The organism is Collimonas sp. OK307 (assembly GCF_900113705.1).
Lineage (GTDB): Bacteria > Pseudomonadota > Gammaproteobacteria > Burkholderiales > Burkholderiaceae_D > Collimonas.
On sequence record NZ_FOQI01000011.1, the window covers coordinates 53,665 to 70,329 of the forward strand.

Annotated in this window: 21 protein-coding genes; 8 read left to right on the top strand and 13 right to left on the bottom strand. The window is 57.6% G+C overall.

Annotation, left to right across the window (positions count from 1 at the left end; genetic code table 11):
- The first annotated feature begins 59 nt into the window (after window positions 1-59).
- From BM205_RS15160 to BM205_RS15175, 4 genes are all read left to right on the top strand, one after another.
- Window positions 60-1,229, top strand: a complete 1,170-nt coding sequence (locus BM205_RS15160; RefSeq protein WP_092415714.1) for a 4-hydroxybenzoate 3-monooxygenase — start codon at window positions 60-62, stop codon at window positions 1,227-1,229.
- Between the two features lie 87 nt (window positions 1,230-1,316).
- A complete protein-coding gene (locus BM205_RS15165; RefSeq protein WP_092415715.1) occupies window positions 1,317-1,640 on the top strand; it encodes an ArsR/SmtB family transcription factor in 324 nt (107 codons plus the stop codon).
- On the top strand, window positions 1,637-2,047 hold the full coding sequence (locus BM205_RS15170; RefSeq protein WP_092415716.1) for an SRPBCC family protein: 411 nt from the start codon (window positions 1,637-1,639) through the stop codon (window positions 2,045-2,047). Before BM205_RS15165 ends, BM205_RS15170 begins: the two co-directional genes overlap by 4 nt.
- A gap of 109 nt (window positions 2,048-2,156) precedes the next feature.
- Window positions 2,157-2,561 (top strand): DUF1801 domain-containing protein, encoded by a 405-nt coding sequence (locus BM205_RS15175; protein ID WP_092415717.1) that lies wholly within the window; start codon window positions 2,157-2,159, stop codon window positions 2,559-2,561.
- Here the strand turns inward: BM205_RS15175 and BM205_RS15180 are convergent.
- The 7 genes from BM205_RS15180 to BM205_RS15210 all read right to left on the bottom strand — a co-directional run bounded on the left by BM205_RS15180 (window position 2,556) and on the right by BM205_RS15210 (window position 8,736).
- The gene (locus tag BM205_RS15180) at window positions 2,556-2,981 is read right to left on the bottom strand and encodes a YeeE/YedE family protein (RefSeq protein ID WP_092415718.1); all 426 of its coding nucleotides are present in this window, start codon (window positions 2,979-2,981) and stop codon (window positions 2,556-2,558) included. The two genes, BM205_RS15175 and BM205_RS15180, sit on opposite strands and share 6 nt — an antisense overlap.
- Window position 2,982: 1 nt before the next feature.
- Entirely contained in the window at window positions 2,983-3,417 is a 435-nt protein-coding gene (locus tag BM205_RS15185) for a YeeE/YedE family protein (RefSeq protein WP_092415719.1), read from the bottom strand.
- A gap of 76 nt (window positions 3,418-3,493) precedes the next feature.
- Entirely contained in the window at window positions 3,494-3,793 is a 300-nt protein-coding gene (locus BM205_RS15190; protein WP_092415720.1) for a PAAR domain-containing protein, read from the bottom strand.
- A 19-nt stretch (window positions 3,794-3,812) separates the two neighbouring features.
- A complete protein-coding gene (vgrG, locus tag BM205_RS15195) occupies window positions 3,813-5,603 on the bottom strand; it encodes a type VI secretion system tip protein VgrG (protein WP_092415721.1) in 1,791 nt (596 codons plus the stop codon).
- A 59-nt stretch (window positions 5,604-5,662) separates the two neighbouring features.
- On the bottom strand, window positions 5,663-7,219 hold the full coding sequence (locus BM205_RS15200; RefSeq protein WP_092415722.1) for a phage tail sheath family protein: 1,557 nt from the start codon (window positions 7,217-7,219) through the stop codon (window positions 5,663-5,665).
- A 316-nt stretch (window positions 7,220-7,535) separates the two neighbouring features.
- On the bottom strand, window positions 7,536-7,919 hold the full coding sequence (locus BM205_RS15205) for a VOC family protein (RefSeq protein ID WP_092415723.1): 384 nt from the start codon (window positions 7,917-7,919) through the stop codon (window positions 7,536-7,538).
- A 31-nt stretch (window positions 7,920-7,950) separates the two neighbouring features.
- Window positions 7,951-8,736, bottom strand: coding sequence for an SDR family NAD(P)-dependent oxidoreductase (locus tag BM205_RS15210; protein WP_092415724.1), 786 nt, complete (start codon window positions 8,734-8,736; stop codon window positions 7,951-7,953).
- Between the two features lie 91 nt (window positions 8,737-8,827).
- On the opposite strand from BM205_RS15210, the gene BM205_RS15215 reads away from it, so the two are divergent.
- A complete protein-coding gene (locus tag BM205_RS15215) occupies window positions 8,828-9,700 on the top strand; it encodes a LysR family transcriptional regulator (RefSeq protein WP_092415725.1) in 873 nt (290 codons plus the stop codon).
- Between the two features lie 55 nt (window positions 9,701-9,755).
- Here BM205_RS15215 and BM205_RS15220 read toward each other — a convergent pair whose 3' ends face one another.
- On the bottom strand, window positions 9,756-10,367 hold the full coding sequence (locus BM205_RS15220) for a LysE family translocator (RefSeq protein ID WP_092415827.1): 612 nt from the start codon (window positions 10,365-10,367) through the stop codon (window positions 9,756-9,758).
- A 249-nt stretch (window positions 10,368-10,616) separates the two neighbouring features.
- On the opposite strand from BM205_RS15220, the gene BM205_RS15225 reads away from it, so the two are divergent.
- Together BM205_RS15225 and BM205_RS15230 are read left to right on the top strand one after the other, a co-directional pair.
- The gene (locus tag BM205_RS15225; RefSeq protein ID WP_092415726.1) at window positions 10,617-10,991 is read left to right on the top strand and encodes a hypothetical protein; all 375 of its coding nucleotides are present in this window, start codon (window positions 10,617-10,619) and stop codon (window positions 10,989-10,991) included.
- Window positions 10,992-11,144: 153 nt separating this feature from the next.
- Window positions 11,145-11,405 (top strand): hypothetical protein, encoded by a 261-nt coding sequence (locus BM205_RS15230; RefSeq protein ID WP_092415727.1) that lies wholly within the window; start codon window positions 11,145-11,147, stop codon window positions 11,403-11,405.
- 85 nt (window positions 11,406-11,490) lie between these two features.
- Here BM205_RS15230 and BM205_RS15235 read toward each other — a convergent pair whose 3' ends face one another.
- Both BM205_RS15235 and BM205_RS15240 read right to left on the bottom strand, forming a co-directional pair.
- The gene (locus BM205_RS15235; RefSeq protein ID WP_254783914.1) at window positions 11,491-12,651 is read right to left on the bottom strand and encodes a GGDEF domain-containing protein; all 1,161 of its coding nucleotides are present in this window, start codon (window positions 12,649-12,651) and stop codon (window positions 11,491-11,493) included.
- Between the two features lie 273 nt (window positions 12,652-12,924).
- Window positions 12,925-13,554: a LysE family translocator gene (locus BM205_RS15240; protein WP_092415728.1), complete on the bottom strand. Its 630-nt coding sequence runs from the start codon at window positions 13,552-13,554 to the stop codon at window positions 12,925-12,927.
- 131 nt (window positions 13,555-13,685) lie between these two features.
- Here BM205_RS15240 and BM205_RS15245 point away from each other — a divergent pair, with 131 nt between their 5' ends.
- The gene (locus BM205_RS15245) at window positions 13,686-14,150 is read left to right on the top strand and encodes an Lrp/AsnC family transcriptional regulator (RefSeq protein WP_092415729.1); all 465 of its coding nucleotides are present in this window, start codon (window positions 13,686-13,688) and stop codon (window positions 14,148-14,150) included.
- 161 nt (window positions 14,151-14,311) lie between these two features.
- Here BM205_RS15245 and BM205_RS15250 read toward each other — a convergent pair whose 3' ends face one another.
- From BM205_RS15250 to BM205_RS15260, 3 genes are read right to left on the bottom strand one after another with little or no spacing between them, the layout of a single operon-like run.
- Window positions 14,312-15,187: a DMT family transporter gene (locus BM205_RS15250; protein WP_092415730.1), complete on the bottom strand. Its 876-nt coding sequence runs from the start codon at window positions 15,185-15,187 to the stop codon at window positions 14,312-14,314.
- The gene (locus BM205_RS15255) at window positions 15,180-15,995 is read right to left on the bottom strand and encodes a DUF2182 domain-containing protein (RefSeq protein WP_092415731.1); all 816 of its coding nucleotides are present in this window, start codon (window positions 15,993-15,995) and stop codon (window positions 15,180-15,182) included. The genes BM205_RS15250 and BM205_RS15255 overlap by 8 nt, the downstream gene beginning before the upstream one ends.
- Window positions 15,992-16,594: a DUF1326 domain-containing protein gene (locus BM205_RS15260; RefSeq protein ID WP_092415732.1), complete on the bottom strand. Its 603-nt coding sequence runs from the start codon at window positions 16,592-16,594 to the stop codon at window positions 15,992-15,994. The genes BM205_RS15255 and BM205_RS15260 overlap by 4 nt, the downstream gene beginning before the upstream one ends.
- Between the last annotated feature and the right edge of the window lie 71 nt (window positions 16,595-16,665).

The following is a 16,665-nucleotide window of genomic DNA, read 5'->3' on the forward strand; positions in this document are numbered from 1 at the left end:
TTTTTGAGACGCGGCCCGACTACGATGTGGTCATACCTAAACCACATCGGAGACACGCCATGCGTACCCAGATCGCCATCATCGGCGCCGGCCCGGCCGGCCTGCTGTTATCCCACCTGCTGCATCTTCAAGGCATAGAATCGGTCGTCCTCGAATCGCGCTCGCGCGCCGACATAGAAAGCACCATCCGCGCCGGCGTACTAGAGCAGGGCACGATGGATATCCTGACCGAGGCTGGTGTAGGCGAGCGCATGCGCAGCGAGGGCGCATTGCATCACGGCATAGAGCTGGCCTTCGATGGCGCCCGCCACCGCATCGACCTGACTGAGCTGACCGGCAAGGCAATTACCGTCTATGCCCAGCATGAAGTGATCAAAGATCTGGTGGCGGCACGGTTGGCGGCGCAGGGCACGTTGCTGTTCGAAGTGAGCGGCGTCGTACTGCATGGCGTGGAAACGTCGCGGCCATCCGTGACCTTTTCCCACAACGGTGAGGAATGCCGTCTGGAGGCAGACTTCATCATCGGTTGCGACGGTTATCACGGCGTGTCGCGTCCGGCGCTGCCAGAGCAGCATTTGCGCAAGAACTTCCAGCGCATATATCCGTTCGGCTGGTTCGGCATTTTGGTGGAATCGGCGCCATCGTCCGATGAGCTGATCTACGCACAGCACGAGCGGGGTTTTGCGCTGGTCAGCACGCGCTCGCCGACGGTGCAGCGGCTGTATTTCCAGTGCGATCCAGGCGATCACACGGACAAATGGTCCGACGACCGTATCTGGGCCGAGCTGCACGCACGGCTGGAGAATCACGATGGCTGGAAGCTCAAGGAAGGCCGTATTTTCCAGAAAAATATCATCGGCATGCGCAGTTTCGTTTCTACGCCAATGCAGGCAGGGCGGCTGTTCCTGGCTGGCGACGCCGCGCATATCGTGCCGCCGACAGGGGCCAAGGGCATGAACCTTGCGGTGTCGGATGTGCGGTTACTGGCGCGCGGACTGGAGCAGTTCTATCGCCGGGGTAATGAAGAACTCCTGAACGGCTACAGTGACGCGGCATTGAAGCGGATCTGGCGCGCCGAATATTTTTCATGGACGATGACGCGGTTGTTACATACCTTCGCCGACGCCACGCCGTTTGAACGCGAGATGCAACGCGCTGAACTGGAGAATATCGTGAGCTCGCGCGCTTTGGCTACGTCGTTGGCGGAGAACTACGTTGGTGCATTCTAAGTATTCAGCTAAGCGGGTAATGGTTGTTGAATAGATATCATCAGAACAGCGCTTGACGATCAATAACCATTTGGTTATGATTTAAAAATGCAAACGGTAGAAAACGACATTTTCAAGGCTCTGGCCGACCCGACACGCCGGGCGATTTTTGAGCGCCTGGCGCGTGACGGGGAACTGACCGTACGCGCGTTGACTGATCACGCCGGCGTATCGCAGCCGGCAGTGTCCAAGCACTTGCGTGTTCTAAAACAGGCGAGGTTGGTGAACGACAGGCATGAGGGACGCGAGACGCATTACAGCGTCCAACCGTTAGCACTTGCGCCCATACGCGATTGGATGAGCCACTATGGCGCCTTCTGGAGCGAACGGTTCGATCAACTCGAATCACTTTTGAAAAGGATGGACCAATGAGCAATACTGCAACCGAAACGCTTTCCGTTGTTGTCGAGCGGGAGATACCTTTTCCGTCGGAAAAGATCTGGCGCGCGCTCACGCAACCACACCTGATCGAGGAGTGGTTGATGAAGAACGATTTCAAGCCGGTCATGGACCATCGCTTCAACCTTAGCGCAGACTGGGGCGCCGTCGACTGCCAGGTTCTGGCGATCGAGCCGCACAAAACGCTGTCTTACACGTGGGCAGCCTATGGTCTGGAGAGTGTCGTCACCTGGACTCTCACTCCTACGGGTACAGGAACTCACCTGCGCATGGAGCAGTCGGGCTTTCGGCCGGATCAGCAGCAGGCCTATCAGGGCGCCAAGAGCGGGTGGCCGAAGTTCCTTGCGGCCCTGGAGCAGGTATTGGCACGGACAGACTGAAGTCAGCCGGAACATTATCGGACGCCGGCCTCATGCAGGGTGGTGTCCGATAATTGGTGATTGCTACCTTCGAAAAATCGAAAAAATAACCGATTGAGGTGCAGATAACATGAAAAAGAGCACAACGACTGCAGCGACCGCAACGACCGAGAGTGAATCGCCTTCTCGACTGATCGATGCGAGGATCAAGGAACTGGACGACTGGAGAGGCGCGATGCTCGCCCATATCCGCGCTCTCATCAAACAGGCTGTGCCTGATGTAGTCGAGGAGTGGAAGTGGAGAGGCGTTCCGGTTTGGTATCACGATGGAATGATCTGCACCGGAGAGACATACAAGAGCGCCGTGAAGGTGACTTTTGCCAAGGGCGCTTCGCTCAAGGACCCTTCAGGACTATTCAACTCCAGCCTTGACGGCAATACCAGGCGTGCTATCGATTTTCATGAAGATGATGAAATAGATGAGGATGCCTTCAAGGCGCTCATAGGCGCCGCTGTAACGCTGAACGGATCATAGCCTTGATTTTTTCACCCGTTCGATAACATCGAAGACGAGCATGCCGGCCACCATGGCGCCAACAAAACCCCACGCCTTCGGGTAACCCGCACCCAGGGCAACTAGCGCAGGGCCGGGACAGAAGCCCGCAAGGCCCCAGCCGATGCCGAATGCCGCGCTTCCCAAAATCAATCTTGGGGTTACCTTCGCATTGGCTGGGAGTTGGAGCGGCAATCCCAGGAGCGAGTGCTTGCGACGTTTGGCGATGAAGAACGCAAGCGAGCCGATGGCTATCGCACCGAGCATCACGAACGCTAGCGACGGATCCCAGCGTCCTGCCAGGTCGAGAAAGCCAAGGACCTTGGCCGGGTTGGCCATGCCGGAAACCGTCAGGCCGATACCGAAGAGCAGGCCGGCCAGCAAAGCAGTGAGTGCGGCCATCTCAGCCTCCAATCAGGTGTCGTTGCACGAAGACGGTCACGAAGCCCGTCGCCATGAAGGTCGCCGTCGCGATCAGCGACCGGGTGGCGCCGCGTGAGATACCGCAGACGCCATGGCCACTGGTGCATCCACCGGCATAACGGGTCCCGACACCAACGACAAAACCTGCGATCAGGATTTCGCCCCAGCCCGCCTGAATATCGGGAGTCACCGGGTTGCCCAGTGCGCTCGCGAGGATCGGGGCGCCGACCAATCCCGCCAGGAAAGCTATACGCCATGTCATGTCATTGCGCGGCAGACCCAGCAATCCCCCGAGGATGCCGCTAATTCCGGCGATACGGCCGTTGAACAGAACGAGCACGGCTGCCGCCACGCCGACAACCAGCCCGCCGGCCAGCGATAAGCCTGGTGTGAAGTTCCCTAGGTCCATCAACATGTTGTCTCCTGTTTGAGATTGACGCAAAACTGCTTGTATAGACCCTCCACTGCGGCAAGCGTTCCTTGGGCGATAATCAGCCGCCTATCATCACGGTCGGCAGACCCAGTACGATCGTGCCGCCATGCGAGGTCTTGTCGCCCAGTCGCGCCGCTGGCCTGCCGCCTATCATGACGGTCGCCGATCCTGTGACGATCGTGTCCGGCGGACCGGCGCAGACGAGCATGTCGCCGAGCACGGCGGCCGGCATTTGGCCGATCAGGACCGTCGGCACACCTGGTCCGACCACCGGTCCGCCTACGTGTGGAATCGACACCGGGTCCGGCGAGAACATCGGGCAAACATGCATGTCGGTGATACGGGCGGCGGCTGGCATGGTATCTGTATTGTCCTGGTTAATTGATCATGACCATCGCGCCGCGCACCGTGACCTGGCCCGATGCACTCAATTCGGCGCTGGCTAGTCCCTGTGCCGTGAACGTCGACAACGCCTTGGCGTTGACATTGATCGCCTGCATGTTCAGATCAGTGTCGCTCTTGAGGATAATGCCGTTGCCCGCTTCCATGTTAATCGCGCCGTTAGCCTTGATGCTGATGTCGGCCACGCTTTGCAGCTCAAGGCCGCCGGATGAAAATTTCATTTTGTTGCGATTCGAATCGACGATCGTGATCGTCTGGTCTTCGTCGTTCATGGTGATGATGTGGCCGCCCGGCGTCTCGATTTGCAATTTCTTCTTGACGTCGTCCATGCTGATTTTTATTTGCGCCTTGGTCACGATCGCCTTGTGCGTGTTCGGTGCATCGGCCGTGTACGGCGGCGTTTGCATGCCGCTGTACAAACTGCCGAGCACAATCGGAAAACCGGGGTCGTCGTTGAGAAAGCCGAGTATCACTTCGTCGCCGATTTCGGGCACAAAAAAGATGCCGCCGTTCCTGGTCGCATAACCGCTCGCGAGCCGCGCCCAGATGCCGTTGCCTTCCATGCCGATAACTGGCACGTCGACCAGCACGCGGGTTTGCCCGTCCGGATCCTGGTCGATCTGCCTGACTTTGCCGATCTGCAAACCGGGCACGCCTGGTGTCCGGCCGGACGCCGGCGGCGCCGAAATATCGTTGCGCTCTTCGACGAACCATTGTGGCGATAAGCCGAAGCCGACCTCGGTCACCCAGTCGCCGTTTTCAATCGTGTGGCTGACGCTGGAGACGAACGCGGTGCCGTTGAAACGCGCGCCAAGTCCGGCCAGTTCGATCATTTTTCCTGGCAGCGGCATTGCGTTGCCGCGAAACGTGACATTGCCGCGCAGCCGTGCGAGGCGCGATTTCAATAGCTGGGCGTCGGCCCAGGCGCCGAGCTGAGTCGCGGGCAGCGGCGCGGTGCTTTGCAACTGGAAAGCCGGCAGGTCGAGCACGCCGGATAATGCGACGCCACTCAAATTGCCTTGCGCATTCACCGATGGCTCGGTCGACGTACCGGTCTCCAAAGCTTGCTCCGTAAAATCCCAGGCACTGCAGGTGACCGAGGCAAGCTGTGTGCTGGCGTCGATTTCGCCATCGAACTGCTTGATCGCGTCGCCGTAACCGATCAACAGGTCGGGCGCGGCATCTAGTTGCGGCTTGCAGACTGACACGGAGGTATCGTCGGCGATAACGATCTGGCCATTGATTTCCGCGCGGCAGACCAGGAAATCCCAATCTGTCGCGTAATAGCGGATGATGCCGTCGTGCGCGGCGGTCGTGGCCGTAACGGCGGCGTTCAGGCCGGCGCCGTTGATGAGCGTCTGGAAAATATCGCTGTCGGTCTTGCCAAGGTAGCCGCTCTTGCGCCCCTGCGTCATCTTGATCGCCTTGCTGTAGCAGGAAATGACGAGATAGGATTTGCCGCCGTCCTCGACCCTGATGCCGTGCTTGACGATGATGCCTTTGAAAATGCTGGTTTCGACGCCGTGATAGCCGGCGGTAATTTCAACCTCTTTTCCGGGAATCAGGTTCGCGGATTCGCTGATCGGGAATCCCTCGGACGATGCACCGCCGTCGAAAAACGTGATTTTCGCGCTCGGAATCCGGTTGACTTGCTTGTCGACGCGCATCTGCGCCATTTGATAGGTGCCGGGGATTGGTTTGCCGTCGACGAATATCGTCATCGTTACCAGGTCGGTGTTTCCTGCCATTGGGGAGGCCGCGTTCATTATGTGCGCCCCGAATTTTGTGCATTGCCAGCCATGAGCCGATCTCCTCGCTGATGTAATCAGGATGTTTGCATTTTTTGTTGGAAGGTAATCACGATGAACTCGGCCGGGTGTGTGAGCGCGACCTTAACCGTGATTCTCATATAGCCGTTCAGGATATCTTCGCCAGTCATGGTCGTGCCTAGTCCGATATCGACGCTGAACGCATCCGAAGGCGTGGCGCCGACCAGCGCGCCGATTTTCCACTGGTTCGTCAGGAAACTGCTGATCATGCTCCGGAGCGCGACCCAGATCGATTGAGTGTTCGGTTCGAAGACATAGGCCTGCGCCGCGCTCTTGATCGATTGCTCGAGCATGATCATGGTGCGACGCACGTTGATGTACTTCCAGTCCGGGCTATTGCCGTCCAGCGTACGCGCACCCCATACGAGCAAGCCACGACCGGGGAAGTCGCGGATCGCATTGATCGCCTTGCCGTCCGGCGACAGGTTCAGGTCTGCCTGGTCGTTGTCGGTCACGCTGACAGTCGGCTTGATGGCGGAATTTATGCCGACGTTGGCCGGCGCCTGGAAGACGCCGAATGTGGTGTCGACCTGCGTATAGACGCCGGCCATGGCGCCGCTAGGCGGCACGATGTTGAGTTGGCGCAGGATTTCCGTCATCACATTCTGGTACAGCGGCGAGACGGTCTTCAAGGTCAGGTGTGTCGACGCCCGGTCTTTCTTTGCCTGCACCGGGTCGGTCGAGGTTGCCGGCAAGGCGATCTTGTCGATTGCGGCGAACAGTATTGCCAGTTTCGGATCAGGGGTGCCGTCGGCGCCGGCCGGGAAATTAACGGCCGCTTCCGCCTTCAGGGCAGCGACGAACGCAGGTTTGGAATCTTCGCTGAGGAAGCCGTAGTCGACCTCGCTGTCGTCAGTGACGCTGGTATCAAGCCATGGATAATAGGCGACGCCATAATTGAGGCCGCTATCGGCGTTGATCTGGCCGCGGAAACCGTTCGTGCCAGAAATGACGTCGTTGGTGCTATCGTAATCGCGCGCCTTGTAACCGTCATAGATGTCGAAAATCGCAATACGGCTTTGTATTTCTGCGCAATGCATCAGCATTTGCTGATACGTGTACTGCCAGCGCGGCAGACTTAACAACACCGCGTCGGGGACCACCAGCATGGTCGGCTCTTGTTCCGTCAACAGCATTTTCAGGGGCGTGTCGCACAGGTCGGCCGTGCTCATTGCCGGCATGCCGCCGGCGCGCGTGACCTGGTCGAACTGGCCGACCGAAACGATATAGCACTCACCACCGCCATTGTCGAAAAACAGGCGCATGCTGGCGTAAAAATAATACTGGGTGGCTGGATCGATGGTGATCGCGAAGCCGGTGGCCGCCGCCGCTGCAGTATAGGAAAACCTGGTGTCGGGAGGACCGCCAAACAAATTGACGTATTCCGTAAATGAAGCAATCCGGGTCGGCTTGTTTGCCAGCGATTGGTTGCCGTACACCGCTTTTTGCGTACAGCCGATAAATGCCGGCACGGCGGTTGCGACTTCAACGACCGCATTCGGAAAAGCATTTATTTCTTTAACATAAACCCCGGGGGGGTTAAAGACCACCATATCGAACGCCTCCCATGCCTGAAAGCCATCACTACAATTAACGAACGCGGTCGACCTCGCCCGGCGCAATTTCATTCTTACGCTATTGATAAGATCAACATCTTGTGGAATTTGCAGCGTAGTGAGTAGACAACACTTGATTATTGATCGTCAAGCGAATAGTTGTCTATTTTGTCAGGCACTGTCTGACCAAGACCTGGTTTCTGTCGCTTGAAGTTTCGACATTGCCGACGCGGTATTAGCCGACATAGCGCCGCACCGGTGTCGGCTCCATGCTAACAAAAGCGCCAGGTCGGGCCCGTGAGCGTCATCCTCATCAGTGCCCTGGCTCATAGCAGCGCACTTCGAGATTGTGTCCATCGGGGTCGTAGAAGTACCAGGCGTCAGCCATGCCACGCGCGCCCTGAGACTTCGCCAACGGGCCACCTTTGCGGTCGAATGGCGTGCTGCCGAACGCTATCGATCGCTCACCAAGATTGCGGTGCACCGCATCGAAGCTGATGCGGTCAAGACTAAATGCCAGGTGCATCAGGTCGCTCGGCGTCTCGCCCATCAGATCGAGCGTGAAGCTTTCGTTCACGCGCACGAGTTCGAACGGCCCCATGCGTCCTTCGTGGCGGAAACCGAGCACTTCCTGATAAAAACATGCTGACGCGGTTGGATCGCTTACCCGCAGGATGATATGGTCGAGAATTACCATGATGTACCTTTCAATGTTTTGACAGGATCGCTCACGTCATGACGCGGCCACCCGCTACATCCAGCGTGACGCCGGTGATCCATGACGCCGACGCTGACAGTAAAAATAGCGCGGCCGATGCAATGTCGGCGGGTTGGCCAAGCCGGCCCAGCGGAAACGCCTCCAGCATACGTTGCTGTTGCTCGAATGGTATACGCTGAGCCGTGCGTTCGGTCAGCACAGCCGATGGCGAAATGCAGTTCACACGCACGCCGTGCCGCCCGAGCTCGTTAGCGGCGTGACGTGTCAGCATGATCACGCCTGCCTTGGCCGCTCCATAGCCGGCCGGCGCTCCCGAAGCTACCCGTCCGCCTGCCGATGCCATGGTGACGATGCTGCCACCACCACGCGCTATCATCGCTGGCAGGAAGGACTTGAGCGTGAAGAATGTTGAAGTCAGGTTGTTGTCGATACTCGAGCGCCAATCTTGTTCAGTGATGTCGGCCAATGCGACCGGGCGTCCGCTGCCGCCGCCGGCAAATGCCAGCAGCAGCTCCGGCGCGTCGAAATCGGCCTCGATGGCGGCGCGCATGCGTTCGACAGAGGCCAGGTCGGCACAGTCGCCTATCGCCGCGACAGCTTCGCCGCCATGCGAGCGGATCGTGGCCACGGTAGCGTCGACGGCATCGCGGTTGCGGCCGTTAACTGCGACCCGTACGCCGCAACGGGCCAGCGCCAGGCAGGTTGCGGCCCCGATTCCGCGCGAACCGCCGGTAACAAGGGCCACCTTGCCGCGGAGATCGGGGTAGGTCGGAACGAGGCTGTTTGGTTCGGTCATGACAGGTCTCCAGTGAATGCTTGACGCCAGATTACAAACTGATTAGGCTAAAATCAAATCATCGATTATTGGACAACCCATCAAAAATAAGATGTCTTACTTACTTCATCTGCGCAGCTTCATCAGCGTCTACCGGCACAATTCGATCTCTCGCGCGGCGCTAGCCCTGCAACTGACCCAACCTGCCGTGTCTCGCCACATCAAGATATTGGAAGCGCATCTGCAGTCTCAGCTGTTCACACGTTTGCCGCGTGGATTGGCGCCGACGCCAGCCGCCATCGAACTGGAGCGGCAGGCCGGACCGCATCTGGACGCGCTCGAGGCCGTCATCGGCAGCGGCGCAGGCCAGCGCGACGCCCTCGCCGGGGTCGTCCATGTGGGTGCGACCAGCGGTTTTTCGAGGCTGTTGCTGTCCGCATTGAGCATCCTGTCGCGCCATGCCATTCGACTTGACCTGCGCGCGATGCCGCCGCCGGCCTTAGTGAAATCGCTTGTCGACCGCGAACTCGATGTGGCTGTTACGCTAGCGCGCATACCGCACAAAGGTGTTGACTATGCATTGCTATATGAAGGGCGTCTGCAAATGGTATGCGCTCCAACCTTTCGCGACCGCCTGCCCAAGTCGGCTGCACCGAAGGGTCTGCCGCTGATCGATTTACAGGGGCCGGTACCGCCATTGGCGAGTTTTTGGCGCGAGGTGTTCGGCTCTAACGCTGAGCTACCGTCTGCCATCGTACCTGACTATCAAACGGCGCTAGAGGCGGCGGCGGCGGGCGGCGGCCTGGCCGTCATGCCGGAATGCCTGTGCCGGCCGCTGCTTCATGCAGGCCAGCTGATCGCGCTGCCGCTGCCAAAACGCGCACCGCAGTTTTCGCTCTATCTTGCACGCGGCAAGGGAGGCAGCTCCGTCGAGCGAGTTGACCTTTGCTGCCGGCAGTTGGCCGATGCCGCGCGCAACTGGTAACAAGAGAGATGGCGGCAAGTTCACGGCTTGTGCTGGTGGGGTAACGGAAAATGAATCACCTTTCAGTCAGCGCCAGCTTAACCGCCAAGGCGCCAAATGCCGCGGCGAAGCTGCGGCGCATCCAGGTCACCACGTTCGGCCGCGATATCACGCGATCGCGCATGAAGGCCGCAAACACGCCATAGCCTGAAAAAATGACGAAGGTAGCCAGCATGAACGTGCCGGACAACTCCAGCATGCGCAGCAGCGGGTGCGCTTCCTGAGGGCTGACAAACTGCGGCAAAAAAGCGACGAAGAAGATGGACAACTTCGGATTGAGGATGTTGATGAGGATGCCATCGACGATCACGCGAAAATCAGTCCGCCTGTCTTCGACTCTATCTATCCGCAATGCGCCTTTTTCTCGCAAGGAATTCCAGGCCATGAACAGGAGATAGGCGATACCTGCATATTTGATGGCGTTGAAGGCTAGCGCACTGGCATGCAAAATTGCGGCTAGTCCGAACATGGCGGCGCCGAGATGCGGCAGGATACCCAGGGTACAACTGAATGCAGCCAGGATGCTGGCTTTTGTTCCGCGTGAAAGGCCGGCGGACAAGGTGTAGATCACCCCGGTGCCCGGCGATGCGACAATGATCAAGGTGGTTAGCAAAAATCCGAGTGTCATGGGTTCGCCCTCAAAGGTTTGATTTGTGCAGAAGCTGATCCTGATTTCGAACTCTATCATTGAAATCGTGAGGACAATCAGGCACGCCCGAGATGCCCAATTGATCAGTCAGATCATCCCCCCGATCTCACGTGCCTGACAAATTGTAATGGATTGTAAAGGCGGTCAACACACCAATCGTACCAGTCGTTTATTGCTCAAGCCCTCAGGAATTACCTGAGGAATCCAAGATAACGTAAAGGTACCAAAATGAATAAATTACTTGCTACTCTGATCGCAGGCTTGTTCGCAACTTCTGTTTTTGCACAAACCCCAGCTGCTCCGGCCACACCGGCAGTGGCGCCAGCCGCAGTAACTGCAACGACCACTCAAGCTGCAAAAGCTGACGTGAAAGCAAGCAAGGTTGAGGCCAAAGCCGACGCCAAGACTGATACGAAGATAGCGGATACCAAAGCCAAAACGAAGAGCAAGAAAGTGAAGCACCACCACAAGGTAGCAAAAGCCGAGACGAAAGCAGCTTCCGCCGAATCGAAGGTAGATGCGAAGGTGGGTGCTAAGGCCGATACCAAGACGGAGGCCAAGGTAGATGCGAAGGTGGATGCCAAGGCAGTCGCACCTAAGTAATCAAATCAATCTCATCGAAAGAGGCGGGCCGGAGCCTGTCTCTTTTTTTCGATGAAGTATTCCGTTACGGTGTGCCAGTGCTGGAGAACAGTCTGGCGTCAAGGCAGGTAAGCCTCTCAGGGAATAATCCCTTCTTTCGGAGAATGTAAAATCATGAAGATCAAAACACTCCCGGTGCTCTTGTGCACCCTTTTAGTCACTACTGTCGTTTTTGCTGACGAGCTTCATAATAAAGCCATGGCTGCAACTCACGATTTGCAAAATGCCATTACTGAAATGCGCATCATCCATCAAGAGCACGGCAGTGAGTTCGGCGGCCACCTGGCCAGAGCCGTTTCACTGGCCGAACAAGCTGAGCAAGAGCGCAACGCCGCCTTGGAGTACTACCGGGCACGCCACCCAGGCTGGCAGTAGGCTGTAGCGGTGCGGGGGTAATAACGAAACGGATTACCCTCGCTCCATCCATTCAGAACGAAACCTTGAATAAGCCAGACTACCCTCACAACTGACCTGATTTAATGTAATTTCGCCCCGCTTTTTTTGCTTCATAAAGTAGGCCATCTGCCGAGGAAATCAATTCGGATTGCGTAATTATTTTCTCTACCCCGGCAAAATTGACAGCCACCACGCCAAAGCTTGCCGTCATGCTAATCGTTTGGCCGATGGCGCCGCTCGCCGAGCTTGCAGCGAACGCCACACGCAAACGTTCTGCCACGTCCACGCCGCCGATCTGGTCTGTCTCGGGTATGACAAGCAAAAACTCCTCACCACCGTAGCGAACCACGCAGTCAATGTGGCGTCGTGTCAATTTATGGAGCAATGTTGAAAAATTGCACAATACTGCATCGCCAACCTGGTGGCCGTAGGTATCGTTAATCAACTTGAAATTGTCGAGATCGCACAAAATGACTGTCAGCCACAATTTTTTCCTTTGTGCACGTGCGATTTCCTGCTGCAACAAATGGTCGTGCAAGTGCCGCCGGTTGTAGCAGCCAGTCAGATGATCCAGGACAGCCTGTTGCTTGAGGATGTATTGCGCCCGGAATTCATCACGTCTGAGGATATGGTGGCGTCGGCTGGCAACCCATCCAAAGGTGTTCGTCAACACAAGCAGCATAGACATGGTAAATATGTCGGAGGTCTTTAGATTGCCAACCTTGAGTGCAACCAGTAAAAAAATTGCCGTGGTGCAGAGCGCTACCCCAAAAGAATAAATCAGCCTGTTGGGAATGAAAAGGTAGACGACGATGAGCATGATGGCTATGGACATACCATGCAAAGTCATTTCGGTATGACGGTAAAAGGCAATCAACATAAATGCGCCCATGCCGACAACTTCAACCGCTGTACCAGCCAGTGCTGGAAATTTGAGCGACGAAGGTCGCCGATAACTCAAATAGATCGCCAATGCGGCAGCTACCGCAACCAAAGAGCGAGCCAGGAAGAGAGTCAGAACTTCGCTCGTATATCCAAGTGCCGATATATCGCTCAATGCAAAAGCGACATAGAAGCTAGAACAAAAAATTAGCGAAAGGCGTAGTTGCGATTTTCCCTGATCAAGATTGTGGGTGAGAAATTTTTCCTCGACCGCTTTATTCCGGAACTCTCCATAATACGGAAGAATGTCAAATGCACGGGGATCTTGATAGGCGATTTCCACGTTCAATAACTTTCAATAAGTGTTTCGTGATCATCCTGACGACATGGGCAGACAACGTCCGCAATGTGACCGTTTAGCAGCTCCGTCTTCACTTCCTTCAGTTGAGCAAGTGCTAAAACGACTTGCCAAATGGTAACATCAGTAAAATCTTGTTGTGGATGTGTTCACACAACTATGTGGCGTCGCAGCAACCGAAATGCTGGCTTGAGTTGGTGTATGCGGGGTTTGGGAATAAAAACCCGAGCAGGGTAACTACGATCCTCCGCTTCTTCGTTATTCCATGGAAAGCCGCAGCGCGAACGCCATCAATGCGGCCGAGAAGGTCCAGCGTTGCATGGTCTGCGCGCGAGGGCTATTACGCAGCCAGCCTGCGATTCGCGCCGCGCCCGCAGTGAGAGTCAGGTCAAACGCCAGGCCGATCGCGACCAGTACGACGCCGAGCTCAAGTACTTGCGACCATACCGGGCCGTTTTCCGGATGGACGAATTGCGGCAAAAGCACGGAGCAGAACAGTAACGCCTTGGGATTCAACAGGCTGCTCAGCATGCCTTTGCTCAACGATGAGCGCAATGTGGCGTGCGGTTGCGTGGCTTCCGTCGTGTCTGTCAGGCCGAACCCGGGTGAGCGAAAAATCTGTATTGCGACATATGCCAGGTACATGGCGCCCAGTATCCGTACTGCACTGTAGAGCCAAGGCGCGCCTCGCAGCAACGCGGCTACGCCGCAGGCGGAAAGCATCACGTGCCCCGCACGTGCGATGGCAAGACCGCCGGCCGTTGCCAGTCCATGCCGGACTCCCCGCGTCGTGCTGGTTTGCAGGACCAGGGCCATGTCCGGTCCGGGCAACGCATAGACAACCACCAGCGCGCCGATGAAGACCGTGAGCAGGTGAAGAGAAACCATCATGACCTCCATATCGAAAGGTCACCATGATGCAGCAGATCGAAGAGTGTTTTCTAGCAAATAGGCCTATGTATTTGGTAATTATTGATGGAATCCGCTAATATTGTTTAATATTTTAGTGGAAACAATATATGAAAGATCTGGATAAAGTCGATCGCGCAATTCTTGCCGCAGTGCGGCAGGATGGCCGTATCCCAATTGCCAAATTGGCAGAGCGGATCGGCCTGAGTGAAACGCCTTGTGCACGGCGCCTGAAGCAGTTGGAAAATGACGGCTACATAGAAGGCTATCGGGCTGTGCTGTCACGCAAAGCGCTGGATATCGGCGTTATCGGGTTCGCGCAGATTCGTTTCAATATCCACGACCGGGGGCTGTCGGACCGTTTCGAGCGCGAAATCCAGGGAATCGAGCGTATCGTGTCTTGCCACAATATCTCGGGCAGCGCAGATTACCTGGTGCAGATAGCAGTCCGCGATCTCGACGAGTACGGTACGTTCATGCGCGACGTGATGCGTACGCTGCCAGGGGTGACTTCGGTAGAGTCGATGTTATCGCTGCGCGAAATCAAGCGCGATAGCGGGTTCCCTTTGTTCTGAAACGGAACGAAGAGGCGATGGGGGCAGTTGACCAACACGGCATGGCATAACGCAAATCGGGCCGGTCCATAGCGATCAGCAGATGTCGAAAAAGCTAATTGTTGCAAGGCTGAGGCAATTTTATTGGGCCGGACACTGCGGCGCCAGATTCACAATGGACGCTACGGGCGCGGCTTCCGCGACCTGTTGCTTAGCACCAATGCAATGCCACCAAGGATCGCCACGGAGGCAGCGACCAGGCGCGGCGTGACCGCCTCCGACAGGAATGCCACACCGCCAAATGCTGCGATGAGCGGTACCGACAACTGTACTGTGGCGGCTCGCATGGCGGAAAGTTTGCTCAACGCGGCATACCAGATGACGTACCCGATGCCGGACGTGAGTGCGCCTGAGGCAATGGCCAGGGCGACCCCGGCCGCATCCGCGTATGCGTTGGCGACGAAAAGCAAGCTCAACAAGAGGGCGAGCGGCACTGCCCGCGTAAAATTGCCTGCTGTGGCGGCGAGCGGGTCGGCCACTCCGCGACCGCGCAGCGAATACACACCCCACGCCACGCCAGCAATGGCCATCAACGCCGCACCAAGGAGCGGCGGTGCAGCGACTCCCGGCGATACAAGGTAGACCAGCCCTGCGACAGCCATTGCGAGACCGAGCCATGCGACAGGTCCGAACATTTCGCCCGAGCGCAGGCCCATGATCAACATCGTCAATTGAACCGCACCGAACAGTATCAATGCGCCGGTACCTGCGGGCAAGGTGAGATACGCGAACGAGAAGAACGCGACATAAGCAAACAGCATGGTCGCAGCCAGCCAGTCGGCATGGCCGGGCGAAAGCCGTGCCGCCCTGAAGCGCACGATGACCGCGAGCGTGATCGCTCCCGAAACCAGCCTGATGCTGGCAAAGCTGGCAGGATCGATGCCTCGTTGTTGTAGTGCGAGCCGGCACAACAGGGAATTTGCCGCGAAGGCGAACATGGCCACCGCAGTGAGGACGATTGCCTGCAAGGTGGGCCGGCCATTGCGCTCGTTATGCATGGGTCGCCACCAGGACCACAGCCCAAGACAGCAGTGCGACACCGAGCGGCGTGCTGAGACGCTGCCCCCAGCGAACATTCTTTTCGATTGCCATTGCGGCCGCAAGCAACAGCATCCAGCCGAGGCTGCCGGTGCCGAGTGCGAACATCAACAGCATCAACGCCCAGCAGCAGCCGACGCAGAACAGGCCGTGCTGCACGCCCAGCATAAATGCGTGCCGCGCTTGCGCCTGCCCACGCCAGCGCTGGATAACGAAACTCAACGGCGTTCGGCATTTCTCCAGGCATCGGTACTTTAGCCGGCTGAACTGAAAGGCGCCGGCCAACGCAATTATTGCCGCGCCGATCAGCCAGCTATCCCAGGCCAACGCAGGTACGCTGGCGAGCAGGGACAGCACGGCGCCATGGAGTGCGTGCGCCAGGAGTCCGAATGCGCCCCACACCGTCATGTAGCCCAGGCCGAGTAGCATGAGCAGGCGCCCATGGTCCGGGCGCTGCGACGTCAGCCGGTCGAAGGTGTTAAACAACGGCAGGGTGGTCGGCAGCATCATGGCTGCCGTCATGAGTATCCACGCGGCGGCGTAAAGCGCCATGGGCACGATCACGGTGCCACCGGGAACGACACGACACAGAAACGCCGCCGGTCCTGATGCGGTCCAGTCGCCGTGATCGAGATAGCGCCCATATGGACTGCGCGCCCATGCCCATAGCGACAGCCACGCGAGCGCAATCAATGCGGCCAGGACCGGCAAGAATACGCGATGGCGGCGCGAGCTGCCGGGCGGCAACAGACCTGCCGAAGGTTTCATGCGTCGAAGACAAACGTACTCTGCAAAGCGTTGTGGTTCTTGATGTCGAGATCGATGCCCAGGGCGGCGTTCTTGGATCGATAAGTCGGCGCCTTGCCGACAAACACCGGAGCGCCCGGCACCGTCGAGAACACAGTGTCGGAGAGTGTAGTCTGGCCGCCGGTCGCACCAAGATAAGGTTCGAGTTCAGCATAGTAGTTCTTGCCGATCTCGAGTTCACCCTTACCCGCGATCACGGTAAACCGTATCGGTGCCCGCTCTACCGATACGACCTCGCCGATCAGCTTGGCAAGTTCGGCGACCGGCCCGCCGGCCTGGCCTGTGTAGACCTTCAGCAATGCATCTTCCTGCGCCTTGGTAGCCTGGTCGTCGACGTAGATCGCGGCGGTCCAGTTGCCTAGCAGAATATTACCGGGTACATGCGCCACGGCAGCGATGGTGTTGCCGCCCACATCGACGCCGTCGACCGTTCCCTTGTCTATACGCCACGCGACGATGGTGTCGCAGGTGCCGTTGTCGGGGTCTTCGCCGATCCAGCAGGGGCACAGGACGTTGCAATTACAAACCTCGAGCAGGCGACCTTCCAGGTGATAGCTCATACGAACCTCCCTTGTGACTATACGAACAGGGACTTGTCGCCGCAGCTCGCAGCGGCAAGAGATAAATTATT